Source organism: Devosia sp. XGJD_8, assembly GCF_046614475.1.
Lineage (GTDB): Bacteria > Pseudomonadota > Alphaproteobacteria > Rhizobiales > Devosiaceae > Devosia.
The window spans coordinates 26272-48669 of sequence record NZ_JBKJHF010000002.1; the positions used below are offsets into that span (position 1 = coordinate 26272).

23 protein-coding genes are annotated in these 22398 nt (G+C 65.0%); 16 read left to right on the forward strand and 7 right to left on the reverse strand.

What is annotated here, in order from left to right:
- Nucleotides 1-14: 14 nt before the first annotated feature.
- The 8 genes from ACLI1C_RS15575 (at nt 15) to ACLI1C_RS15610 (ending at nt 5970) form a co-directional block, all read left to right on the forward strand.
- Entirely contained in the window at nt 15-395 is a 381-nt protein-coding gene (locus tag ACLI1C_RS15575) for a hypothetical protein (RefSeq protein WP_411398378.1), read from the forward strand.
- A 25-nt stretch (nt 396-420) separates the two neighbouring features.
- Nucleotides 421-813, forward strand: a complete 393-nt coding sequence (locus ACLI1C_RS15580; protein WP_411398380.1) for a methylglyoxal synthase — start codon at nt 421-423, stop codon at nt 811-813.
- A gap of 99 nt (nt 814-912) precedes the next feature.
- Nucleotides 913-1683, forward strand: coding sequence for an ABC transporter ATP-binding protein (locus ACLI1C_RS15585; protein ID WP_411398381.1), 771 nt, complete (start codon nt 913-915; stop codon nt 1681-1683).
- Entirely contained in the window at nt 1683-2387 is a 705-nt protein-coding gene (locus ACLI1C_RS15590; RefSeq protein WP_411398383.1) for an ABC transporter ATP-binding protein, read from the forward strand. Before ACLI1C_RS15585 ends, ACLI1C_RS15590 begins: the two co-directional genes overlap by 1 nt.
- A gap of 3 nt (nt 2388-2390) precedes the next feature.
- Entirely contained in the window at nt 2391-3395 is a 1005-nt protein-coding gene (locus tag ACLI1C_RS15595) for a branched-chain amino acid ABC transporter permease (protein WP_411398385.1), read from the forward strand.
- Nucleotides 3392-4675, forward strand: a complete 1284-nt coding sequence (locus ACLI1C_RS15600) for a branched-chain amino acid ABC transporter permease (protein WP_411398386.1) — start codon at nt 3392-3394, stop codon at nt 4673-4675. Before ACLI1C_RS15595 ends, ACLI1C_RS15600 begins: the two co-directional genes overlap by 4 nt.
- 93 nt (nt 4676-4768) lie before the next feature.
- Nucleotides 4769-5275 (forward strand): MbcA/ParS/Xre antitoxin family protein, encoded by a 507-nt coding sequence (locus tag ACLI1C_RS15605; protein ID WP_411398388.1) that lies wholly within the window; start codon nt 4769-4771, stop codon nt 5273-5275.
- The gene (locus ACLI1C_RS15610; RefSeq protein WP_411398389.1) at nt 5272-5970 is read left to right on the forward strand and encodes an RES family NAD+ phosphorylase; all 699 of its coding nucleotides are present in this window, start codon (nt 5272-5274) and stop codon (nt 5968-5970) included. The genes ACLI1C_RS15605 and ACLI1C_RS15610 overlap by 4 nt, the downstream gene beginning before the upstream one ends.
- Here the strand turns inward: ACLI1C_RS15610 and ACLI1C_RS15615 are convergent.
- From ACLI1C_RS15615 to ACLI1C_RS15630, 4 genes are all read right to left on the reverse strand, one after another.
- Nucleotides 5967-6617: a TetR family transcriptional regulator gene (locus ACLI1C_RS15615; RefSeq protein WP_411398391.1), complete on the reverse strand. Its 651-nt coding sequence runs from the start codon at nt 6615-6617 to the stop codon at nt 5967-5969. The two genes, ACLI1C_RS15610 and ACLI1C_RS15615, sit on opposite strands and share 4 nt — an antisense overlap.
- Before the next feature lie 9 nt (nt 6618-6626).
- Nucleotides 6627-7559 (reverse strand): SDR family oxidoreductase, encoded by a 933-nt coding sequence (locus ACLI1C_RS15620; RefSeq protein ID WP_411398393.1) that lies wholly within the window; start codon nt 7557-7559, stop codon nt 6627-6629.
- A 58-nt stretch (nt 7560-7617) separates the two neighbouring features.
- The gene (locus ACLI1C_RS15625; protein WP_411398394.1) at nt 7618-8091 is read right to left on the reverse strand and encodes a class I SAM-dependent methyltransferase; all 474 of its coding nucleotides are present in this window, start codon (nt 8089-8091) and stop codon (nt 7618-7620) included.
- 265 nt (nt 8092-8356) lie between these two features.
- Nucleotides 8357-9562, reverse strand: coding sequence for an ABC transporter substrate-binding protein (locus ACLI1C_RS15630; protein ID WP_411398396.1), 1206 nt, complete (start codon nt 9560-9562; stop codon nt 8357-8359).
- Nucleotides 9563-9794: 232 nt separating this feature from the next.
- Between ACLI1C_RS15630 and ACLI1C_RS15635 the strand changes: the two genes are divergently transcribed.
- The 7 genes from ACLI1C_RS15635 (at nt 9795) to pyc (ending at nt 19934) form a co-directional block, all read left to right on the forward strand.
- Nucleotides 9795-10832 carry a glycine betaine ABC transporter substrate-binding protein gene (locus ACLI1C_RS15635; protein ID WP_411398398.1) on the forward strand — a complete coding sequence of 346 codons (1038 nt, stop codon included), beginning with the start codon at nt 9795-9797 and terminating at the stop codon, nt 10830-10832.
- 258 nt (nt 10833-11090) lie between these two features.
- Nucleotides 11091-12119, forward strand: coding sequence for an ABC transporter substrate-binding protein (locus ACLI1C_RS15640; RefSeq protein ID WP_411398400.1), 1029 nt, complete (start codon nt 11091-11093; stop codon nt 12117-12119).
- A 125-nt stretch (nt 12120-12244) separates the two neighbouring features.
- Nucleotides 12245-13114, forward strand: a complete 870-nt coding sequence (locus ACLI1C_RS15645; protein WP_411398401.1) for an ABC transporter permease — start codon at nt 12245-12247, stop codon at nt 13112-13114.
- 1 nt (nt 13115) lies between these two features.
- Nucleotides 13116-14156 (forward strand): quaternary amine ABC transporter ATP-binding protein, encoded by a 1041-nt coding sequence (locus ACLI1C_RS15650; RefSeq protein WP_411398402.1) that lies wholly within the window; start codon nt 13116-13118, stop codon nt 14154-14156.
- A gap of 202 nt (nt 14157-14358) precedes the next feature.
- Nucleotides 14359-15867: a putative bifunctional diguanylate cyclase/phosphodiesterase gene (locus ACLI1C_RS15655; RefSeq protein ID WP_411398403.1), complete on the forward strand. Its 1509-nt coding sequence runs from the start codon at nt 14359-14361 to the stop codon at nt 15865-15867.
- 109 nt (nt 15868-15976) lie between these two features.
- A complete protein-coding gene (locus ACLI1C_RS15660; RefSeq protein ID WP_411398405.1) occupies nt 15977-16393 on the forward strand; it encodes a TIGR01244 family sulfur transferase in 417 nt (138 codons plus the stop codon).
- Nucleotides 16394-16493: 100 nt separating this feature from the next.
- Complete coding sequence (pyc, locus tag ACLI1C_RS15665; protein WP_411398406.1) at nt 16494-19934, forward strand: pyruvate carboxylase; 3441 nt, start codon at nt 16494-16496, stop codon at nt 19932-19934.
- Between the two features lie 84 nt (nt 19935-20018).
- Here the strand turns inward: pyc and ACLI1C_RS15670 are convergent, their stop codons facing one another.
- Both ACLI1C_RS15670 and ACLI1C_RS15675 read right to left on the reverse strand, forming a co-directional pair.
- Nucleotides 20019-20321 carry a YkvA family protein gene (locus tag ACLI1C_RS15670; RefSeq protein ID WP_411398408.1) on the reverse strand — a complete coding sequence of 101 codons (303 nt, stop codon included), beginning with the start codon at nt 20319-20321 and terminating at the stop codon, nt 20019-20021.
- 62 nt (nt 20322-20383) lie between these two features.
- Nucleotides 20384-20593, reverse strand: coding sequence for a DUF4287 domain-containing protein (locus ACLI1C_RS15675; protein WP_411398410.1), 210 nt, complete (start codon nt 20591-20593; stop codon nt 20384-20386).
- Between the two features lie 122 nt (nt 20594-20715).
- Between ACLI1C_RS15675 and ispG the strand changes: the two genes are divergently transcribed.
- Nucleotides 20716-21957: a flavodoxin-dependent (E)-4-hydroxy-3-methylbut-2-enyl-diphosphate synthase gene (gene ispG / locus ACLI1C_RS15680; protein WP_411398412.1), complete on the forward strand. Its 1242-nt coding sequence runs from the start codon at nt 20716-20718 to the stop codon at nt 21955-21957.
- A 9-nt stretch (nt 21958-21966) separates the two neighbouring features.
- Here ispG and ACLI1C_RS15685 read toward each other — a convergent pair whose 3' ends face one another.
- Entirely contained in the window at nt 21967-22395 is a 429-nt protein-coding gene (locus tag ACLI1C_RS15685; protein WP_411398413.1) for an SAM-dependent methyltransferase, read from the reverse strand.
- Nucleotides 22396-22398 lie beyond the last annotated feature (3 nt).

Genomic DNA, 22398 nt, shown 5'->3' on the forward strand with positions numbered 1-22398 from the left:
AGCCGGATCCTGCCATGCTCACATCCGTTGTCGATCCTGTCTATTCACGGGCCTTTGCCGAGCTCGTGGCGCCGCTGCCGCCCGCCACTGCGGAGCTGACGGCGCGGCTGGTGGCCCTCGTTGCCGCGCATCCCGGCCTTTCGGGCAAGGTGATGACGGGCTGGAAATCGGTCAATTTCCGCCACGGCGCGGCCGGGCATGTCTGCTCGGTCTTCCCGCAGGCGGACCGGGTCTCGCTCTATTTCGAGCATGGGCGCCTGCTCGAAAACGGCGAGGGGCTACTGGCCGGCGACGGGCTCAAGAAAGGACGCTACCTGCGCCTGGTTCCGGGCGATGACATTCCGGTGGATCGTATCGGCATCCTGCTCAGCGAAGCCATTGCCCTGTTTGCCTGAAGCATGCTTGTAAGTTGCCTGCATTTTGGAGGGCAGCATGGCACGCATCGGCCTCGTGGCGCATGACGACAAGAAGGATGAGCTGTGTGCCTGGGCCGCCCAGCACCGGCACAAGCTGGGCCAGCACGAACTGTGGGGCACCGGGACCACGGGCGGGCGGGTGATGGCGGCGACGGGGCTCAGTGTCAGCCTGCTCAAGAGCGGCCCGCTGGGGGGGGACCAGCAGTTGGGCGCGATGATCGCCGAAGGCCGGCTGGACATGCTGATTTTCTTCATCGATCCGCTGTCGGCGCAGCCCCATGACGTGGATGTGAAGGCGCTGACGCGGCTGGCCACGCTCTATGATGTGCCCTGCGCCAATAACAAATCCACAGCTGACGCGGTGTTGGCCTATCTCGGTTCGATCCCACACGGTTGACCCTTGGGTCACCTTATGAGCAGATGCCCCAAAATAGCCCCGAGTATGAACGGGGTATGACTGGCTTTTGGGAACGGGACGGTTCGGGTGTCCTCTGACTTGGTTATTGACGTTCGCAACGTCAGCAAACGCTTTGGCGGCCTCACCGCCGTGAACAACTGCTCGCTGTCGGTACGACGCGGCTCGGTTACCGGGCTGATCGGACCGAACGGGGCGGGCAAATCCACGCTGTTCAATATCGTGGCGGGCAATATCGTGCCCGATGAAGGCCGGGTGATCTTCGACGGCGTCGACGTGACCGGCTTCAAACCGCATCAGCTGTTCCGCACCGGCATGCTGCGCACGTTCCAGATTGCGCATGAATTCTCCAACATGACGGCGCTGGAAAACCTGATGATGGTGCCGGGCGACCAGCCGGGCGAGCATCTGGGCAATGCCTGGTTCCGTCCGGGCATTTCCAGGTCGCGCGAGACCGAGGTGCGCAAGAAGGCGCTGGACGTCATCGACTTCCTCAAGCTGGGCCATGTGCGCAACGAACTGGCGGGCAATCTCAGCGGCGGGCAGAAGAAGCTGCTCGAACTGGGCCGCACCATGATGGTCGATGCCAAGGTGGTGCTGCTCGACGAGGTGGCCGCTGGCGTCAACAAGACGCTGCTCAATGACCTGGCCGCCAATATCGAGCGCATGAACAAGGAACTGGGCTATACATTCTTCGTCATCGAGCACGACATGGATCTGATCGGCCGGCTCTGCGACCCGGTCATCGTGATGGCGCAGGGCGAAAAGATCGCCGAGGGCCCGATGGCGGACATCCGCGCCAATCCCCAGATCGTCGAAGCCTATTTCGGCACCCCCGTCGAGGTGGCGTAATGGCTCTGATCGAACTGAAACATGTGGTGGGCGGCTATGGCGGCGCACCGATCCTCAATGGCGTCAACATGGCCATAGAGCAGAGCGATATCGGCGTCATTGTCGGACCGAACGGGGCGGGCAAGTCCACCACGCTCAAGGCCATATTCGGCCTGCTCAAGGTCACCGGCGGCACGATCGAATTTTTGGGCGAGAATGTCGTCAATTCGCTGCCCGACACGCTGGTGCCCAAGGGGCTCAGCTTCGTGCCGCAGGAAAAGAACGTCTTCACCTCGATGACGGTCGAGGAAAATCTCGAAATGGGCGCCTTTACCCGGCGCGACGATTTTTCCGAAACCATGGCCTGGGTCTACGCCATGTTCCCGGTGCTGGCGGAAAAACGGCGCCAGCCGGCCGGTGAACTGTCGGGCGGGCAGCGGCAGATGGTAGCCATGGGCCGGGCGCTGATGAGCAAGCCAAAGCTGCTGATGCTCGACGAGCCCTCGGCGGGCCTGTCGCCGCGCTATGTGATCGAGATCTTCGAGACCATCGTGCGCGTCAACAAGGAGGGCGTGGGCATTCTCATGGTCGAGCAGAATGCGCGCCAGGCGCTGGCCTTCGCCTCCAAGGGCTTCGTGCTCGCGCAGGGGCAGAACCGTTTCACCGGCACGGGCGCCGAGCTCATCGCCGATCCCGAAGTCGCCAAAAGTTTCCTCGGGGGCTGAGCCGTGACCGAATTCGTCTTCTTCATCAACCAGGTGGTGATTTCCGGCGCGGTGCTGGGCTGCATCTATGCGCTGGGCGCGGTCGGCATCACGCTGATCTTCGGCATATTGCGCTTTGCCCATTTCGCCCATTCCGAGCTGATGACCTCGGGCGCGTTTTTCGCCTTCCTGCTGGCCGCGCTGTTTGCCAGCTGGGGCGTGGTGACGCCGATCCCGCTGGGTTTTGTGGTGCTGCCGCTGGCCATGGTGCTTTCGGCCATTTTCGCGCTGGGTATCGACAAGGGCTTTTATGCGCCGCTGCGCCAGCGGGGCGCCAGGCCGGTCGTGCTGCTGATCGCCTCGATTGGCGTTACGCTCATGGTGCAGGGGCTGATCCGGCTGTTCTTCGGCGCCGGCAGCTATTCGTTCTTCGAGACCGAAACCAAGGACGTGTTCCGCATCGATACGAGCTTTCTCGGCTCGACCCGGCCGCTGGTGATCACCGAGCCACAACTGCTGATGATCGTGGTGACGCTGGTCTCGGTGCTGGCGCTGCATTTCTTCCTGACCCGGTCGCGGCTGGGCAAGGCGATGCGCGCCATGGCGGACAATGCCGACCTGGCGCAGGTCTCGGGCATCAATACGGCGCTGGTGGTGCGGGTGACCTGGATCGTGGCCGGGGCGCTGGCCTGCATGGCCGGCACCATGCTGGCGCTGGACGTGACGCTCAAGCCGGATCTCGCCTTCAACATCATCATCCCGATCTTTGCCGCGGCCATCGTGGGCGGGCTGGGCCAGGCCTATGGCGCCATTGCCGGTGGCCTGCTGATCGGCTTTGCCGAGTCGCTGGCCGTGTTCAACTGGACCATGGTGCTGCGGCCGCTCAATGCGGTGCTGCCCGAATGGCTGCAGTTGCCAGCCACGCTGGCGCTGGTGCCGACAGAATACAAGCTGACCGTGGCCTTCGTCATCCTCGTGGTCGTGCTGCTGGTGCGGCCGACCGGTATCTTCAAGGGGGCTTCGTCATGATCCAGCGTTCGCTTACCCTGTTTGCCGGGCTGTTCGTGCTGATCCTGGTCGTCGGCTGGCTCATGGGCCTGCCCTTCACCTCGAGCCGGCTGGTGGAAGCGGCGGCCTATAGCCTGATCGCGCTGGGGCTCAATATCCAGTGGGGCTATGGCGGGCTGTTCAACTTCGGCATCATGGGTTTCCTGATGCTGGGCGGCTTTGCCGTGACCTTCATATCCTATCCGATCAATCCGCAATTCTGGGGCTCGGACGGGCCGTGGATGCTGGGGCGGGCGCTGATCGCCTTTGCCGCCGGCGCGCTGCTGGTGATCGGGGCGCGCAAGAGCGAGCGCATTGGCATTCGCGGCAAGTGGAAGGGCTTTGTCACCGTGCTGGCGTGGTTCGTGGCCTATTGCGTCTATCGCAGCCAGATCGACCCGGCCGCGGCCTATATCGAGGCCAATGCCGGCTTTGTCGGCGGCCTCGGCGCCCATCCGGTGCTGGGTTGGCTGTTCGGCGGCGTATTGGCGGCGGGCATTGCCTTCATCGTGGGCAAGATTGCCCTGGGGCTGCGCACGGATTACCTGGCCATTGCCACGATCGGCATTTCCGAGATCATCCGCGCGCTGATCAAGAACATGGACTGGCTGACGCGCGGCACGCTGACCGTGTCGCCCATTCCGTGGCCGACGCCGCTGCCGCAGGATTACCAGGCAACCGGATCGGACATGTTCTCCTCGCTGCTGCTGGCGCGCGGCGGCTTCCTGCTGCTGGCGCTGCTGGTGCTGGGCGCGGCCATGTGGCTGATTTCGCGGGCCTATGCCGGCCCCTGGGGCCGCATGATGCGGGCCATCCGCGACAACCACATCGCGGCGGCCTCGATGGGCAAGAATGTCACCGCGCGGCAGCTGGAAATCTTCGTCTTCGGCTCTGTGCTGATGGGCATTGGCGGCGCCATGCTGGTCAGCTTCACGCAGATCTTCGATCCGTCGAGCTACCAGCCGATCAACCACACCTTCCTGATCTGGGTGATGATCATCGTGGGCGGCGCCGGCAATAACTGGGGCGCGGTGTTCGGGGCGGTGCTGATCTGGCTGGTCTGGGTGGTGTCGGAGCCCCTGGCCAAGGTGATCTTCGACTATGTCAGCTTCTGGTCCAGCAATGCGGGCTGGGGGGCTATCCCCGAGATCGAGTCGCGCTCGGCGCAGATGCGCGTCTTCGTGCTGGGTCTGGTGATCACCATCGCGCTGCGCTATGCGCCCAAGGGATTGATTCCGGAAGCGGTGCGGCGAGAGGGGTAGGCCACCTCTCCCCTTGTGGTATGTCCAGATATGGACTATGTATCGATCTGAGCTTTTGAGGAGGCGCAGATGGTGCGGACGGGATTTGCAGAAATGCCGCAGATATCGTTCGCTCCGGGCCAGGCGCTGGGGGTGGATCGGTTCGAGCCGGCCAACCGGCGGCGGCTGAGCGGGCCGGCCTTGCGCAGCTTTGCGGCCATTGCCGATCTATGGGGCCTCAACGAGCAGCAGCGGCGGCTGGTGCTGGGCTATCCGTCGCGCTCGACCTATCACAACTGGATGCGACTGGCCCGCGAGCAGGCCGATGTCACGCTCGACGTCGACAGCCTGACGCGGCTATCGGCGCTGCTGGGCATTCATCAGGCGCTGGGCGTGCTGTTCGAGACGCAGGGGGAAGGCGTGGCGTGGCTCACCGAGCCGCATGATGCGCCGCTGTTTGGCGGCCAGCCGCCCATGGCGCTGGTGACGGCGGGGACGCTGGACGGGTTGCTGCAGGTGCGGCGCTTTCTCGATGCGGCGCGGGGTGGGCTCTATATGGCGCCCAACGGGCTCGATGCGGGGCTGGCGCCCAGCACGGACAGGGACATTATCTTTCAGTGAGCATCGTCCATGCCGAAGCGCCGGTGCCGGCGCATCGGCTCATCCCCTCCCAATTTCCGCCCATCGGACTGTTCGACACGGTGGCCCGCGCCGCCGACCTCGAGGCGGTGATGGAGCTGGCGGGCTGGACCAATGACCGGCTGGTGGCCGAGCGACTTGCCCGCCTGCCGCGCGCCGAATGGGTGTTCGGGCGGCCCAATGCCTCCATCGTCATGGCGGCCTTCCTGCATGCTCCGGTCAATGGCGCGCGCTTTTCCGGCCCTGACCTGGGCGCCTGGTATGCGGCGGACCGGATCGAGACGGCGATTGCCGAGGTGGCGCATCACCTGCGGCGCGAGGCCTTTGCCCGCCGGCTGCCTGGGGCCAGGCGGCGCTACCGGGCCTATGGCTGCCGCCTATTGGGACGCTATCGCGATATAAGGGGGCTGGACGAGCCCAGGCTCTACGATGGGACCGACTATGGTGCCAGCCAGGCCTTCGGGGAGGCCCTGCGCGCGGCAGGCGAGGACGGCGTGATCTATGACAGCCTGCGCCACCAGAACGGGGTGGCCATCTGTGCCTACCGGCCCAGCAAGGTGCTCGATGTGGTGCAGGCGGAACATTTCGACATCGCGGTGCTGGTGGACAGCGCGACAATCACGGTGACGCGGCTGGGCGTGGAGCCATCGCCGTCGCAGCGTCAGGTCGGTCCCTAGGCGATACTGGCGAGCAGGGCCATGGATGCGCGCTTGAGGTCGCGCGCCGGCACCATGCGCAGATGCTCGAATTCGGGGCGCGCCAGAACGGCCCGGGCGGCCGGCGGTGGATTGGCGCCGGGCCACATGCCCGCCAGCAGCGAGCCGATCATGGCAATGGCCCAGCCACAATCAGCCGCAGAGGCGCCGGGCAGGCGCGCCGCCAGCGCGGCGATGACGCGAGCGGTCTGGCTGGTCATGAAGGTCTTGGTGCTGGCGATTGTCTCCTCGGAGACATTCTGCTCCAGCGTGCTCGACAGGATCGAGATCAGTTCGCAGCAGCGCGGACGGGCCAGGAAGGTGCCGGTGATCGCCTCGGCGAGGCCGGGGACATCGCCCGGCGATTGCGCGGCAATGGCGGGTTCGAGGGCGTCGACCAGCTTGCCGAACTCATCGCGGAATAGCTCCAGCAGGACCTGTTCGCGGCTTTCGAAATAGCGATAGACATTGGACTTGGTGAAGCCGGCCTTGGCCGCGATGGCATTGAGCCCGGCGCCGGCCGGACCCTCGGCATCGAAAAGCTCCGCCGCGGCCGCGAGCAGGGTCTCGCGGCGCTGGCTGATCTCTTCGGGCTTGCGGGCACGCTGGAATGATGTGGCAACGCTCATGCGTCCATTCTAAGCCGCGCCGGCCATGTCAGGGAAGGGCAGGCGCGCCAGTTCGGCGGACTTGTCCCACAGGCGGCTGGCGACGCCGGCGTCCAGCGCGGCGCCTGGCGTGACCGCCACGCCAACAGGGCCGCGAATTTCCATCAGCCATCTGGGGCCATAATAGCCACCCGGCGTCGCCTCGGATGCGGTTGCGGCAAACAGGCTGGGCAAGGCCGCCTGCGGCACCGGCTGGAACAGAAAGGTCAGGTGGCGCCGGATGAAGGCTGCGGGGCTCGCATCGCCCATGCCATTGACGATGAGGTCGGTCCGGGCGATGCCCGGATGGGCGGCGATGCTGGTCAGGCCCCAACCCTGGGCATCGCTGCGGCGCTGCAGCTCGAAGGCGAACATCAGGCAGGCCAGCTTGCTCTGGCTATAGGCGACCATCGGCTTGTAGCCGTTTTCCGACTGCAGGTTGGCAAAGTCGATCTGTCCCTGCCGCGCCGCGACGCTGGACAGCGAAACGACACGCGGGGCAGGCGCCGCCCGCAGCAGCGGCAGCAGCCCCATGGTCAGCGCAAAATGGGAGAGATAGTTGGTGGCAAACTGCAGCTCGAAGCCGTCGAGCGTGGTCTGGCGGGTGGGCGGGGTCATCACGCCGGCATTGTTGATCAGGATGTCGATAGGCGTGGCCCTGGCCTGTTGCCGCGCGACGAAGGCGGCGACAGAGGCGAGGCTGGCCAGATCGAGCATGTCGAAGGCGCTATCGGCATGGGGCGCGGTGGCGCGGATATTGGCAAGGGCCTCGCTGCCCTTGGCCTGATTGCGGCCGGCCAGGATGACGCGGGCGCCATGCTCGGCCAGCATGCGGGCCGTCTCATAGCCCAGGCCGCCGGTGGCGCCGGTGACGATGGCGGTCTTGCCGGCCAGGTCGGGGATATCGCGTTCGGAAAAGCTCATGACGTCGCGTCCTCATAAGAAACCATTGGTCTCTAATTAAGAGAACGACGGTCTTCTGTCAAGGCGCCTTGCGGACGGATGCCCAGAGCCAGCGGGTTGGGCGATTGTCATAGCCCGAGCCGTCATGCTCGCTGATGTCGATATCGGCCCATTGCGCCGCGGCGAGCAGATGGGCGTGCAGCCCGGCGGCATCGGGGTAATTGTAGTAGCGGCCGAACTGGTCGCGCCCTTCGCCGCCCCCGGCCTTGAAGCTGGCGGTGAGCAGGCCGCCCGGGCGCAGGGCGCGGTGGATCAAGGCGAGGTCGCCAGTCAGCTCGGCGCGGGGCGCATGCAGCAGGCAGGCATTGGCCCAGACGCCGTCATAGGCCGCGACATCGTCGAGTTCGTGGAAGGCCATGATGCGGACGGGACAGCCGAGCCGGACCTGGGCTTCGGCGGCGAGCTCGGGTGAGGCATCGGACGGGGTGACGGCAAGGCCGGCGGCGAGCATGGCGGCGGCATCACGACCATTGCCGGTGCCCAGTTCGAGCACGGAGGCGCCAGGGGGCAGCTTGCCATGAAGTCGAGGAGCTGGGGCGCGGGCCGGCTGGCATGCTGCACATAGTCGGCAGCGTTGTCGGCGTAGAATTTCAGCGTTTCCGGATCGGGCATGGTGGCTCCAAACAAAAAGGCCCGGGAGTGATCCCGGGCCCCAATTCATGCGGGTCGACCGCCCTTCGAGCATAGCTCTTCGGGCCTCGTCTCCTCAAAACCCTCCACTGGAGGGTTTTGCCGGCAAGAGCCGGACAGAGCCAAGCTTACTGGATCAGGCCCTTTTCGACGAAGGCGCCGCCTTCGACGGCGAGCTCGACGATGATGCCGTCCACGTCGCCGACTTCGTCGAAGTCGAGCGCGCCGCCGGCGCCTTCATAGTCGATGTCGGTGCCGGCCTTGATCAGCTCGACAGCCTTGGTCCATTCGCCCGGGAGGATCTTCTCGCCGGGAGCGGAGGCCACTTCGCGCAGGGCGGCCGAGAGGCCGTCACGGGAAGCCGAGCCGTTCTTCTCGATGGCGAGAGCCAGGAGGAAAGCGGCGTCATAGGCCTGGGGTGCATAGGTGGCGTTGGCTTCGATGCCGGCAGCGGTGGCCAGGTCCACATAGGTGGTGGTGGCTTCGCCTTCCGGAGCGCCGGCGCGGGTGGCGATCAGACCTTCGACAGCGGCTGCGTCGATGCCGGTGAGCAGGTCGTCGCCGACCATGCCGTCACCGCCCACATAGAGGGTGAAGTTGCCGGATTCGACGGCCTGGCGCAGGATGGTGTTACCCGAGGCATTGGCATAGGCCAGGATGACCAGGTTCTGCGATGCGACCAGGTTGCCCAGCTCGGCGCGGTAGTCGGCCTTGCCTTCTTCATGGGCGATATTGGCAGCCACGGTGCCGCCGCCGGCGGTGTAGGCAGCCGACAGCGCGTCGGCGAAACCCTTGCCGTAGTCATTGTTGACATAGGTGATGGCAATGTCCTGCACGCCCTTGGCGAGCAGCAGCTCGGCGAGCTTGACGCCCTGCAGTGCGTCGGACGGGGTGGTGCGGTAGACGAGGTCGTTGTCTTCGAGCGTCGTCAGAGCCGGGGCCGAAGAGGCGGGGGAGATGAAGACCACGTTGCCGCTGAGGCCCGAGCCGTTGAAGGCGCCGATGGTTTCACCGGTGCAGAGCGCGCCGACCACGGCCGTGACGTTGTCGGTATTGATCACCTTGTCGGCGGCAGCGGCCGCTGCGGTCGCGTCGCAGGCGCCGTCGGCGGAGATGAGAGTCAGTTCGCCACCCAGAATGCCGCCCTGCTCGTTGACCTGCTTCACCACCAGCTCGGCGCCGGCAAAGATGGGCGGGGTCAGGGATTCGATGGGGCCGGTGAAACCACCGATGAAGCCGATGGTGGCGCCGGTATCCTGGGCGATGGCTGGCGCGGCGACGGCGAGCGTCGTGGCGGCAACGGCCAGGGTCAGGCTGGTCTTGAGATTGAGCATGTACGTCCCTCTGCTGGGTCGCTCCGCCGAGAGGCTCTTGCGTGAGCCAGTCTTGCGTATCGGAACGACGCGATAAAGGGGGCGCAACCCGCGCCCCGCTGGCAGGGACTGTTGCACATTTGATAAGCCCGAGTCACCGGGTATTGATTGGCAAATCAAGCCACTGCTGCTGTTGCTTAACGGGGGTGGTTTTCGCGTAGAGTAATGTAGTTTTTCGGGGGATGGAGTGGTCATGACAGCAAGGCTATTGCAGGCGATGCTGCTGCTGGCCGCGTTGCTGGCGGTGACGCCGGCCCAGGCGCAGATCACCGTGCTCGACCAGGCCCAGGATGGAGCCGGCGCCGACCCGGCAGCCGAGCCGGATGCCCCGCCGCCGCCCTGCGGACTGCAGCCGCTGAGCATTGCGCGCATGAGCTGGCCCTCGGCGGAGCTGCTGGCGGAGATCCATGCGCGGATCCTGGCGCGGGAATATGGCTGCGAAACACGCGTGACCCCCGGTGACCTTGCCGCCACTGCCTCATCAATGGGATCGACCGGGCAGCCGGCCGTGGCGCCGGAAATGTGGGTCACACGCATTGCCGAAGTGTGGAATGCCGGGATCGAGGCGCAGATGCTGCGCCCGGCAGCCACCACCTATGCCGAGAGCCAGTTCGAGGGCTGGTTCATGCCCGGGCAGCTGGCGACAGCGCATCCCGAACTGACCGGCATTGCCGGGCTGGCGGCGGCCCTGCCGACGCTCAACGAGGGGGGTAAGGTGCGGTTCATCTCCTGCCCGGTGGACTGGGCCTGTGCGGTGATCAACCGCAACCTGGTCCGGGCGCTGGGCATCGGGGCTGCGGTGGAGCTGGTCGAGCCGGCCAACCGGTTCGAGATGGATACGCTGATTGCCGAGGCGGTGAGCCGGCGCGAGCCGGTGCTGTTCTATTACTGGCAGCCCAATGCGGTGTTGGCGCAGTTCGATTTCGTGGCGCTGGAGATGGGGCCCTATGAGGCGGAGGCGGCCAAATGCCTGGCGCAGCTGGCCTGTCCCGAACCGGTGGCGAGCGCCTTTGCCAGCGAGACCGTGGTGGTGGCGCTGGCCGAGTGGGTATTCACCGACATTCCAACCATTGCGGCCTATTTCCAGCGTGCCGGCCTGCCACTGGCGGAAATGAACACCCTGCTGGCCCAGCTCAGCGAGCCGGGCGCGACGGTCGAGGGTGTGGCGGAGCGTTTCGTCACTGAGCGGCGCGATCTGTGGGCGGGCTGGGTCAATGCCGTCTTGCCCTAAGCGGCAGAAAAACAGGCATTTTTGCGGCAAAAAGACGGCTGTCAATTATTTTTCACTTCGGCTTTGATTTCATTGCGACTTGCGGAAATTTGGGACAGCAAGTTTTCAGCCATTCAAATCACTAAACAGTCATATCGACTTGATTTATCAAGTCTTGATTGATGTCGAAAACAGTTATTCAGCAAGTATCTGGCGATTTGACATGGATGCATTGTGACCGTTATGGTCCGGCATCCCATAAATCCAGGAGACGACCTGATGATATTGAAATCCGGTGGCATTGCCGCCGCGATGGCCGTTGCGCTTTTGTCTGCGAACAGCCTTCCCGCAATGGCCCAGGACACCGACGCCGCTGCCTGCGGCACCGACCGCACCATCGACATTGCCGAGATGACCTGGCCCTCCGCGGCCGCCTTGGCCCATATTCACGCCACCATTCTCGAAGCCGGCTTTGGCTGCGACGTCGAGATCGTGACCGGCGATACCGTTCCCACCTCATCGTCCATGCTGACACGCGGCACGCCGGCCGTGGCGCCGGAGCTGTGGACCAGCGCCATCGAAGAGCCCTGGGCCGAAGGCATCGAGGCCGGTGAGGTCGTCCAGCTCTCCGACGCCATCACCGATGGCACGGTGGAAGGCTGGTTCATCCCCCGCTATGTGCAGGAAGCCAATCCCGAGCTGACGACGGCGGAAGCCGTCATCGCCCGTCCGGACCTGTTTGCCGATCCCGAGGACGCCGATCAGGGCCGCATCTACTCCTGCCCGCCGGGCTGGGCCTGCGAATTGTCCACTTCGGCGCTGTTCGAAGCCTATGACATGGAAGAGACCTGGAACCTGTTCTCGCCAGGTTCGGGCGGCGCGCTTGATGCCTCGATCGCCCGCGCCTTCACGCGCGAAGAGCCGATCCTGTTCTACTACTGGGGGCCGACGGCCATCCTGGGCAAGTATGACGCGGTGCAGCTCGACATGGGTGAGCCCGACCAGGCCGTCTATGCCTGCAATACCGATCCCGATTGCGACGAGCCGGCCGGCAAGACGGCCTATCCGAGTTCGCCCGCCGTGGTTGGCGCTGCCGCCTGGCTGCAGGAAGAGGCTCCCGCCGTCGCCGAGTATTTCACCAAGGTCGGCCTGACCAATGCCGAGATCAGTGAACTGCTGGTCTATGGCGACGAGAACCAGGCCGATGCCGAAGCCACGGCCGAAAACTTCCTTCTGACCAAGGAAGACCTGTGGAGCGGCTGGGTGTCGCCCGAGGTGGCCGAAAAGGTCAAGGCAAGCCTTAGCTAACGTGCTGCCTCACAGTGGCAAATCAGGACGGCCGGGTTGCGACCCGGCCGTTTTCCGCGTGATGCCCGAAGGCGCAGAGGAACGCTTTCCGGCATCGCGCGCCCAAGCTCCGAGAGAGAAAAAGCGTGTTTCCAGAACTGATTGATACCCGCCCGCTGCGCCGCGCCGTCGACGATGGCCTCAACTGGGTCGTGCGCAACTGGGGCGGCGAATTCGAAGCCGCAGCCTATCCGCTGCTGATGCTGCTCAAGGCCATCGAGGACCTGCTGATTGCCACGCCCTGGTGGCTGATCATGGCCGTGCTGGTGACGATCGCCTGGCTGGCGACCCGCAGCTGGAAGCTGCCGGTGATCGTGCTGGCCTCGCTGCTGTTCCTGGGGGTCATGGACCTGTGGGAAGACGCGATGACCACCATGGCGCTGATGATCGCGGCAACGCTGACCGCCATCATCATCGCCATTCCGGTCGGCGTGTGGATGAGCCGCTCGCTCAATGTGCGCAAAGCCATCACCCCGCTGCTCGACCTGATGCAGACGCTGCCCAGCTTCGTCTATCTCATACCCACGGTGATGATCTTCGGGCCGGGCAAGATCCCGGCGCTGATCGCCACCATCGTCTATGCCTCCCCGCCCTTGGTGCGGCTGACCGATCTGGGCCTGCGCTCGGTCGATCCGGCGGTGATGGAAGCCAGCCGCGCCTTTGGCACCAATCCGCATCAGCGCCTGCTGGGGGTACAAATCCCCCTGGCGCTGCCGACCATCCTGGCCGGCGTCAACCAGACCACGATGATGGCGCTGTCCATGGTGGTGATCGCCTCGATGATCGGGGCCGGTGGGCTGGGCTACCAGGTGCTGCAGGGCATCGGGCGGCTCGAAGTCAGCCGCGGGCTCTTCGCAGGGCTGGGCATTGTCGCCCTGGCGATCATCTTCGATCGCGTGACCCAATCCTTTGGCAAACAATTGCAGGGCCGCATCGGCCTGGCGGAGGCGCGCTGACATGAACGCGATCGATACACGGCAAGACCTCGCCATCGCCATGCGGGGCGTCACCAAGATTTTCGGCGAAGATGCACCGGGCGCGCTGGCGCTGCTGCAGTCGGGCAAGTCCAAGGCGGATGTGCAGGCCGAAACCAACCATGTGGTCGGGCTCGACAATGTCTCGCTCGACATCGCCAAGGGACAGATCTTCGTGGTGATGGGGCTTTCGGGCTCGGGCAAGTCGACGCTGATCCGCCACGTCAACCGGCTCATCGAGCCGACGGCCGGTGAGATCGTGGTCAATGGCACCGATGTGCTCAAGATGAGCCTGGATGAGTTGCGCACCTATCGGCGCACCCAGATCGCCATGGTGTTCCAGAAGTTTGGCCTGCTGCCGCATCGCTCGGTGATCGACAACGTGGCCTATGGCCTCGAAGTGCGGGGCGTGGGCAAGGACGAGCGGCTGAAGGAGGCCGCCAAGTGGATCGAGATCGTCGGCCTTTCCGGCTATGAGCAGAGCCAGCCGCGCCAGCTTTCGGGCGGCCAGCAGCAGCGCGTGGGCCTGGCTCGGGCGCTGGCGATGGATACCGACATCATCCTGATGGACGAGGCCTTTTCGGCGCTCGATCCGCTGATCCGCTCGGGCATGCAGGACCAGCTGATCGAGCTGCAGAAGTCGCTGGGCAAGACCATCCTGTTCATCACCCACGATTTCGACGAGGCGCTCAAGATCGGCGACCGCATCGCCGTGCTCAAGGATGGCGCGGTGCAGCAGGAGGGCAAGCCCGAGGATATCGTGCTTCGCCCGGCCACGCCGCATATCGAGGAATTCGTGCGCGACGTGAACAAGGCGCGGGCCATTCACGTCCGCTCGATCATGGAGCGGGGTGAGCACGAAATTTGTGCACAGGCCGTGTCAAAGGATGCGCGCTGCGAGGACGTGCTGCCGCTGTTCGCCGAGAACCAGTGGGTAGGTGTGGTGGACGAGGCCGGCCAACAGATCGGCCGGGTGACGGCCAAGCAGGTGATCCGGGCGCTGGCACGCTATACGCCGTCGTAAGCCCGGGACGCCGTTAGCGTCCGGTTAACCGGACAGGCAGGCGAGAGGGGGATGTTCGCAGAGCTGTCACATGGCAGAGCTAGCCTGCGCAGCCCCCTCGAAAATGCCCTAAGCTTTTGTATAACAAACAACTTTTCGTGCCGTTTACGGCTCGTTCAGACCTTGCGCCCTAAATGGAACAATCTGAGCGGACCGGCGGACGATGCGACCTGACCCCGACTTTAGCGACATCATTGTAGGCTATCGCAGAATTGCCCTGGCCATCGCCATCGGGGTGATGGGCGTGGTGCTGGTCCGGTTCGTGGTGTTTTTTGGCTTTGCCGGGCCAGAGGTCGTCCAGGCGCTGCCCGCCGGCTCGCTGCTGGTCGGCATGGTCCTGCTGGCCATCCTGGCCTTCGGGCATCGGTGGATGTCGCGGCGGCTGACGGTGCTGGCCAGGGTCTGGAGCGAAGCGCGCGCCAGCGCCAACAGGGACGCGCTGACCGGCGTCTTTACCCGCGCCTATTTCCTCGAAAAGCTGAGCGCCGACGTCTTTCACAATTCCGAGCGTCCGGTGGGCTACCTGCAGCTCGACATGGACAATCTCAAGCAGCTCAATGACAGCGCGGGGCATGCGGCGGGCGATGCGGCGCTGGTCCATCTCAGCCGCGTCATCCAGTCCGTCATTCCCGGCGCCGTGGTCGGCCGGCTGGGTGGGGACGAATTCGGCATCATGATCCCCGGCCACGACAACAAGCCGGCTTTGCGCCGGCTGGGCGAGGAATTGCTGCGGCAGCTGGAGCGGCCGGTGCCGATCGGCGGCCGGCCGGTGCGGGTCTCGGCCTCCATCGGGGTGGCCCTGTCGCCGCAGGACGCCACCGACCCGGCCGAATTGATCTCGATGGCCGACCTGGCGCTCTACAAGGCCAAGAAGGGCGGCCGTCGCGCCGTCGTCGCCTTCGACCCGGACATGCTGGGCGACGAACGCCAGCGCCGCTTCATCGAGCGTGAATTGCGCGCCGCCCTGATGATGAACGAGCTGGAGCTGCACTACCAGCCGATCTTTGCCGCCGACATGACGATCCGCTCCTACGAGGCGCTGGTGCGCTGGCGCCATACAGTGCGCGGCATGATCTCGCCGGCCCAGTTCATCCCGATCGCCGAGGAAAGCGACCTGATCGAAAAGCTGGGCGACTGGGTGCTGCGGCGGGTCTGCGCCGACCTGCCGGTGCTGGGCATGCCGGTAGCGGTCAATGTGTCACCGGCGCAATTGCGCGATTCCGAGTTTGCCAGCCGCTTCGAGGCGGTGCTGGCCCAGACCGGTACGCGGCCCGACCTGCTCATCGTCGAGATCACCGAGACGGTGCCGCTCGATGCCGGCAAAATCGAGCTGGCGACGCTGGCCGCGTTGCGGGCGCGCGGCGTGCGGATCGCGATCGACGACTTCGGCGCGGGCCATGCGAGCCTGCAATATCTGCGCGGCTTTGCCTTCGACATCATCAAGATCGACCGTAGTTATGTGGCCAATCTGGGCGCCAACCGGATCGACGCCATGATCATCGCGGCGATCTGCGATATCGCCCGCTCGCTGCCGGTCGACGTGGTGGCCGAGGGCGTCGAAACCGAGGAGCAGCTGCGTCAGCTCCGGCTGGCGGGCTGCACCGGTTTCCAGGGTTTCCTGCTGGGCCGGCCGCAGCCGCTGCAGAAGCACCGGGCCGCGGCGGCTGCCTGAGCGGCGATGACAGCTTCATGACAGCTAGTCTTCCGTCGCAGTTGCGTCGGCAGCGACCCCGCAGATATAAGGGGCCGGGGAAGCCGACTGTGGCAGCGGGAGTAGTGACTTGGATTTGAAGCGGATCAACGATCACGTCAGTGTAGCCGGTCAGATCAGGCCCGAGGACGTCGCATCGCTCAAAGCCGCCGGTTTTGTTGCCATCGTCAACAACCGCCCTGACGGCGAATCACCGGACCAGCCGGCCGGCGCCGAAATCGAGGCCGCGGCCAAGGCGGCCGGGCTTGCCTATCATGCCATTCCCCTGGGCCGTGAAGGGGTATCCCCCGACATGGTCGCCAAGACCAAATCCGTGCTCGAGGGGAGCGCGGGTCCGGTCTTCTGCTTCTGCCGTTCGGGGACGCGCTCGACCACGCTATGGGCGCTGAGCCAGGCCGGAGAAATGGATGCGGGGGAGATCATCGCGCAGGCGGCGGAAGCCGGCTACGACATGAGCCACCTGGCGGGCCATCTGGGCCGCGACTAGTTTTGAGACTGACGGTTGGAGGGACGACCGTCCCATCCCGCCGTGACGACCTGAGCCGGACCGCAAGGTCCCAAACCCCTCCTGCTCGGATATGCAATCGATGCCCATCAAGAAAATCCTCGTCGCCAACCGCAGCGAAATCGCCATTCGCGTGTTCCGCGCCGCCAATGAGCTGGGGCTCAAGACGGTCGCCGCCTTTGCCGAAGAGGACAAGCTGGCGCTGCACCGCTTCAAGGCCGACGAGGCCTATCTGATCGGCAAGGGCAAGGGCCCGGTCGAGGCGTATCTGCAGATCGACGAGTATATCCGCATTGCCCGCATTTCGGGCGCCGATGCGATCCATCCCGGCTATGGGCTGCTCTCGGAGAGCCCGGAATTCGTCGATGCCTGCGAGGATGCCGGCATCATCTTCATCGGGCCGCGGGCGCAGACCATGCGCGACCTGGGCAACAAGGTCGCCGCGCGCAACATGGCGATCGCGTCCAATGTGCCGGTGGTGCCGGCCACCGAGGCGCTGCCGGATGATCCGGAAACCATCAAGAAGCTGGCGGCCGAGATCGGCTATCCGCTGATGCTCAAGGCCAGCTGGGGCGGCGGCGGGCGCGGCATGCGCCGCATCATGGATGAAAAGTCGCTGCTGAACGAAGTCAGCGAGGGCAAGCGCGAAGCCAAGGCGGCCTTCGGCAAGGACGAGATGTATCTCGAAAAGCTGATCGAGCGGGCGCGCCATGTCGAGGTGCAGCTGATCGGTGACGACCACGGCAATCTGGTGCATCTGTTCGAGCGCGATTGCTCGGTCCAGCGGCGCAACCAGAAGGTGGTGGAGCGGGCCCCCGCGCCATATCTGTCGGAAGCGGTGCGCAAGGAACTGACCGACGCTGCCGTGCGGCTGGGCAATGCCGCCAATTATCGCGGCGCCGGCACGGTCGAATTCCTGATGGATGCCGATACCGACAAGTTCTACTTCATCGAGGTCAATCCGCGCATCCAGGTGGAGCATACGGTCACCGAGGAAGTGACCGGCATCGACATCGTCAAGGCGCAGATCCACCTGCTGGATGGCGCGGTGATCGGTACGCCGGAATCGGGTGTGCCGCTGCAGGAGGATATCCACCTCAACGGCAATGCCATCCAGTGCCGGGTGACGACGGAAGACCCTGAGCAGAATTTCATTCCCGACTATGGGCGCATCACCGCCTATCGCGGCGCCACCGGCTTTGGCGTGCGGCTCGATGGCGGCACGGCCTATGCGGGAGCGGTCATCACGCGGTTCTACGATCCGTTGCTGGAAAAGGTCACCTGCTGGGCGCCGAGCGCCGAGGAGGCGATTGCCCGCATGCATCGCGCGCTGCGCGAATTCCGCATTCGCGGCGTGGCGACCAACCTGGCATTCCTTGAGAACATCATCACCCATCCGGACTTTGTCGAGAACCGCTATACGACGCGCTTCATCGACACGACGCCGGAGCTGTTCAACTTCAAGCCGCGCAAGGACCGCGCGACCAAGCTCCTGAGCTATATCGCCGATGTGACCGTCAACGGGCATCCCGAAGTGCGCGACCGGCCGCGGCCGCCGGCGGAAGCCGCTGCGCCCGTGGTGCCGGAATTTCCGGCGCTGAGCGTGATCGAGGGCAGCCGGCAGATCCTGGACCGCGATGGGGCGGCGGGCCTTGCCAAGTGGATGAAGAAGCAGAGCCGGGTGCTGTTCACGGACACCACCATGCGCGATGCGCATCAGAGCCTGCTCGCGACGCGCATGCGCAGCTTCGACATTACCCGCATTGCCCAGGCCTATAGCCGGGGCCTGCCGAACCTGTTCAGCCTCGAATGCTGGGGCGGGGCGACCTTCGACGTCGCCATGCGCTTCCTCAACGAGGATCCGTGGGAGCGGCTGGCCAAGGTGCGCGAGGGCGCGCCCAATATCCTGACGCAGATGCTGCTGCGCGGCAGCAATGGCGTCGGCTACACCAATTATGCCGACAATGTCGTCAAGTTCTTCGTGCGCGAAGCCGCCAAGGGCGGGGTCGACGTGTTCCGCGTATTCGATTGCCTCAACTGGGTCGAGAACATGCGCGTCTCGCTCGATGCGGTCATCGAGGAGGGCAAGGTGGCCGAGGGCGTCATCTGCTATACCGGCGACCTGTTCGACCCCGACCGCGCCAAATATGACCTCAAATACTATGTCGGTCTGGCGCAGGAGCTGGAAAAAGCCGGGGCGCATGTGCTCGGGCTCAAGGACATGGCAGGGCTGCTCAAGCCGGCCGCCGCCAAGAAGCTGATCGCGACGCTGCGCAACGAGACCGACCTGCCGATACACCTCCATACCCACGACACGTCGGGCGCGGCCTCGGCCACGGTGCTGGCGGCGGTGGATGCGGGCGTCGATGCGGTAGATGCGGCCATGGATGCGCTGAGCGGCACGACGAGCCAGCCGACGCTGGGCTCGCTGGTCGCAGCCATTGCCGGCGGCGAGCGCGACCCCGGGCTCGATGCCAAGGCGATCAGGCAGATCTCATTCTACTGGGAAGCCGTGCGCACGCAGTATCGGGCCTTCGAGAGCGATCTCAAGGGCGGGGCCTCGGAAGTCTATCTGCATGAAATGCCGGGCGGCCAGTTCACCAATCTCAAGGAGCAGGCACGCTCGCTGGGGCTGGAAACGCGCTGGCACGAGGTCGCCCAGACCTATGCCGACGTCAACCAGATGTTCGGCGATATCGTCAAGGTGACGCCGAGCTCCAAGGTGGTCGGCGACATGGCACTGGCCATGGTTTCGGCCGGGCTGACCCGCGCCGATGTGGAAGACCCCAAGCGCGACATCGCCTTCCCCGATTCAGTGGTGGGCTTTTTTGCCGGCGACCTTGGCCAGCCGCCGGGCGGCTTCCCCGAGGCGCTGCAGAAGAAGGTGCTCAAGGGCAAGCAGCCGCTGACCGAGCGGCCGGGCTCCTATCTCAAGCCGGTCGATCTCGAAGCCGAGCGCAAGAAGATTGCCGAGGAGGTCGGGCATCCGATCGACGATTTCCGGCTGGCCTCATACCTGATGTATCCCAAGGTCTATTCGGACTTCGAAAAGACCCAGGAGCGCTATGGGCCGACCGAAGTGCTGCCGACGCCAGTCTATTTCTATGGCCTGGAAGAAGGCGACGAACTGCTGGTTGATATCGAGAAGGGCAAGACGCTGGTCGTGACCTATCTCGGCCGGGCCCCGACCAATGAAAAGGGCGAAGTGCGGGTGTTCTTCGACCTCAACGGGCAGCCGCGTACCATCGTGGTGCCCGATCGCCTCAAGGCGGGCGAGATCAAGGTGCGGGCCAAGGCCGCGCCGGGCGATGCCAAGCAGGTGGGTGCGCCCATGCCGGGCGTCATCTCGACGCTGGCGGTCAAGCAGGGCCAGTCGGTCACCGCCGGCGACGTGATCTGCTCGATCGAGGCCATGAAGATGGAAACGGCCATCCATGCCGAAGTGGACGGGGTGATCGCCGAGCTGCTGATCAAGCCGGGCGACCAGATCGACGCCAAGGACCTGCTGGTCCGGCTGGAATAGCAAAAGGCCCGGAGCGATCCGGGCCTTTTTGTTGGTCATCGTGCCACGCCTATTGCAGGACGCGGTCGTGGCATCACTGGGCGCCTAGACCCGGCGGGCGCGGCCGTCGATGGTCTGGCCGTTGCGCTCGCGGTGGTCGGCGCGGACCTTGATGGGCAGGCGGCTGACGATCCAGCTCACCATCATGGGCACCAGCACGATATCATCGATCCAGCCCGCAACCGGGATGAAGTCGGGGATGATGTCGATCGGATTGACCAGGTAGAAGGCAACGAACAGGGTTGCCGCCTTCAGAAAGAGCGGGGTTTCGGGCGCGAAGAAGGCCTTCCAGAGCTGGACGACTTCCTTGCGAAAGAGGACGAGGCGGGGGAGGAACATCTTGAACATGGACCTTAAATGGTCCTGCGCGGCAATGGTTCAAGGTGGGCGCGATCACATCATCGCAACAATCAGCTCAGGCCACCCCGTTCGCGCAGCAGCTTGACGATAGCCATGGCATGGCCGTGGCCGAGGCCATAGTCGGCTTTGAGCCAATCGGTGATGGGCGTGGCCTTGGTTCCGGGCCGGGTGAAGCCCCTGGCGGTCGCCAGCCGGATAAACTCATCAGGCGTGACGCCGGTCTGCTTTTCGATATTGTCGAGATAGGCCTGGAAGCTCATGACGGTCTCCTTGCATGGTCATTCTGTCGACGATCCGGCCAGCGTCGCTTCGACACAATGGAGAAACATTGCGTCTCTAGGCTAGCGGGCTTATTTCTCCCTCAGAAGTTCAGAGGTGTTTGATGGCTGGCCCGGCAATGCGCAGGCAATCGGTGGGTGTGGATGTCGGCGGCGTGCTGGTCGGCGGCGGGGCGCCGGTCGTCGTGCAGTCGATGACCAATACCGATACCGCCGATATCGATGCGACGGTCAAGCAGGTGATGCAGCTGGCGCGCGCCGGCTCGGAGATCGTGCGCATCACCGTCGACCGCGACGAGAGCGCGGCCGCGGTGCCGATCATCCGCGACCGGCTGGCCTTCATGGGCTATGACGTGCCGCTGGTGGGGGATTTCCACTATATCGGCCACAAGCTTCTGACCGACCACCCGGCCTGTGCCGAGGCGCTAGCAAAATATCGCATCAATCCGGGCAATGTGGGCTTCAAGGCCAAGCGCGATACGCAGTTTTCGACGCTGATCGAGATCGCCAACCGCTACAACAAGCCGGTGCGCATCGGGGTGAACTGGGGTTCGCTGGACGAGGAATTGCTCACCCGGCTGATGGACGAGAATGCCGCCTCGGCAGCGCCGATTTCGGCCGCTGCGGTGCAGCGCGAAGCGATCATCCAGTCAGCGCTGCTGTCGGCCAGACGCGCCGAAGAGCTGGGCATGGGGCGCGACAGGATCATCCTGTCCACCAAGGTTTCCGACGTGCAGCACCTGATCGCAGTCTATCAGGACCTGGCGGCGCGCTGCGACTATGCGCTGCATCTGGGGCTGACCGAGGCGGGCATGGGCACCAAGGGCGTGGTGGCCTCATCGGCCGCCATGGGCATCCTCTTGCAGCAGGGGATCGGCGACACGATCCGCATTTCGCTGACGCCCGAGCCGGGCGGGGATCGCACCACCGAGGTCAAGGTGGCGCAGGAATTGCTGCAGACCATGGGCTTCCGCCAGTTCCTGCCGGTGGTGGCGGCGTGCCCCGGCTGCGGGCGTACGACGTCCAACACGTTCCAGCACCTGGCCAAGGATATCCAGGATCACCTTTCCGCCTCGATGCCGGAATGGCGCGAGCGCTATCCGGGCGTCGAGACGCTGTCCGTGGCGGTGATGGGCTGCATCGTCAACGGGCCTGGCGAGAGCAAGCATGCCAATATCGGCATTTCGCTGCCCGGCACGGGCGAGACTCCCGCGGCGCCGGTCTTTGTCGATGGGGAGAAGGTCGCGACCTTGCGCGGCGCCGATGTGGCGGACCAGTTCAAGGTGATGGTCGCCGACTATATCGAGCGCAAGTTCGGCGCCGGGCAGAAGTCCGCGGCGGAATAGGCGCCGGGCTCAGCCCTGGTCCAGCGGCAGGACCTGCAGCGGGTTGCCGCCGTCGATCAGCACCGTGCCACCCGGTCGCAAGGCGGCGCGCAGGCGCGGGATGGCGCGGGCGCCGGCTGCGGGATGGCGACCATCCAGGGCGCCGACACGAATGGCCACGATCAGGTCGAAGGGCGTTTCTCCGGCAGCGAGGCTGAAATCCTCGATGGCGCCGACGCGGAATTGCAGCCGGGCGGAGGCCAGTTCATCGGGTGAACCGGCGCGGGCCTGGGCGATGGCGGTGGCCGATCGATCGAGCCCCAGCACGAAGCCGTTGCCAATCAGCGGAACCATGGCGCGGGCCAGCGCGCCCGGGCCGCAACCGACTTCGAGCACGCGCATGCCCGGCATGAGGGGCAGGGCGGCGAGAATGTCGGCAAGGCGGGGCGAGAGGGCCACGCT

Excerpts from the sequence above, each read along its gene's own strand:
- ACLI1C_RS15575 (WP_411398378.1), top strand. The coding sequence starts at position 15 with ATGCTCACATCCGTTGTCGATCCTGTCTATTCACGGGCCTTTGCCGAG.
- ACLI1C_RS15590 (WP_411398383.1), top strand. The coding sequence starts at position 1,683 with ATGGCTCTGATCGAACTGAAACATGTGGTGGGCGGCTATGGCGGCGCA.
- ACLI1C_RS15600 (WP_411398386.1), top strand. The coding sequence starts at position 3,392 with ATGATCCAGCGTTCGCTTACCCTGTTTGCCGGGCTGTTCGTGCTGATC.
- ACLI1C_RS15605 (WP_411398388.1), top strand. The coding sequence starts at position 4,769 with ATGCCGCAGATATCGTTCGCTCCGGGCCAGGCGCTGGGGGTGGATCGG.
- ACLI1C_RS15615 (WP_411398391.1), bottom strand. The coding sequence starts at position 6,617 with ATGAGCGTTGCCACATCATTCCAGCGTGCCCGCAAGCCCGAAGAGATC.
- ACLI1C_RS15620 (WP_411398393.1), bottom strand. The coding sequence starts at position 7,559 with ATGAGCTTTTCCGAACGCGATATCCCCGACCTGGCCGGCAAGACCGCC.
- ACLI1C_RS15630 (WP_411398396.1), bottom strand. The coding sequence starts at position 9,562 with ATGCTCAATCTCAAGACCAGCCTGACCCTGGCCGTTGCCGCCACGACG.
- ACLI1C_RS15635 (WP_411398398.1), top strand. The coding sequence starts at position 9,795 with ATGACAGCAAGGCTATTGCAGGCGATGCTGCTGCTGGCCGCGTTGCTG.
- ACLI1C_RS15640 (WP_411398400.1), top strand. The coding sequence starts at position 11,091 with ATGATATTGAAATCCGGTGGCATTGCCGCCGCGATGGCCGTTGCGCTT.
- ACLI1C_RS15650 (WP_411398402.1), top strand. The coding sequence starts at position 13,116 with ATGAACGCGATCGATACACGGCAAGACCTCGCCATCGCCATGCGGGGC.
- ACLI1C_RS15655 (WP_411398403.1), top strand. The coding sequence starts at position 14,359 with ATGCGACCTGACCCCGACTTTAGCGACATCATTGTAGGCTATCGCAGA.
- pyc (WP_411398406.1), top strand. The coding sequence starts at position 16,494 with ATGCCCATCAAGAAAATCCTCGTCGCCAACCGCAGCGAAATCGCCATT.
- ACLI1C_RS15670 (WP_411398408.1), bottom strand. The coding sequence starts at position 20,321 with ATGTTCAAGATGTTCCTCCCCCGCCTCGTCCTCTTTCGCAAGGAAGTC.
- ACLI1C_RS15675 (WP_411398410.1), bottom strand. The coding sequence starts at position 20,593 with ATGAGCTTCCAGGCCTATCTCGACAATATCGAAAAGCAGACCGGCGTC.
- ispG (WP_411398412.1), top strand. The coding sequence starts at position 20,716 with ATGGCTGGCCCGGCAATGCGCAGGCAATCGGTGGGTGTGGATGTCGGC.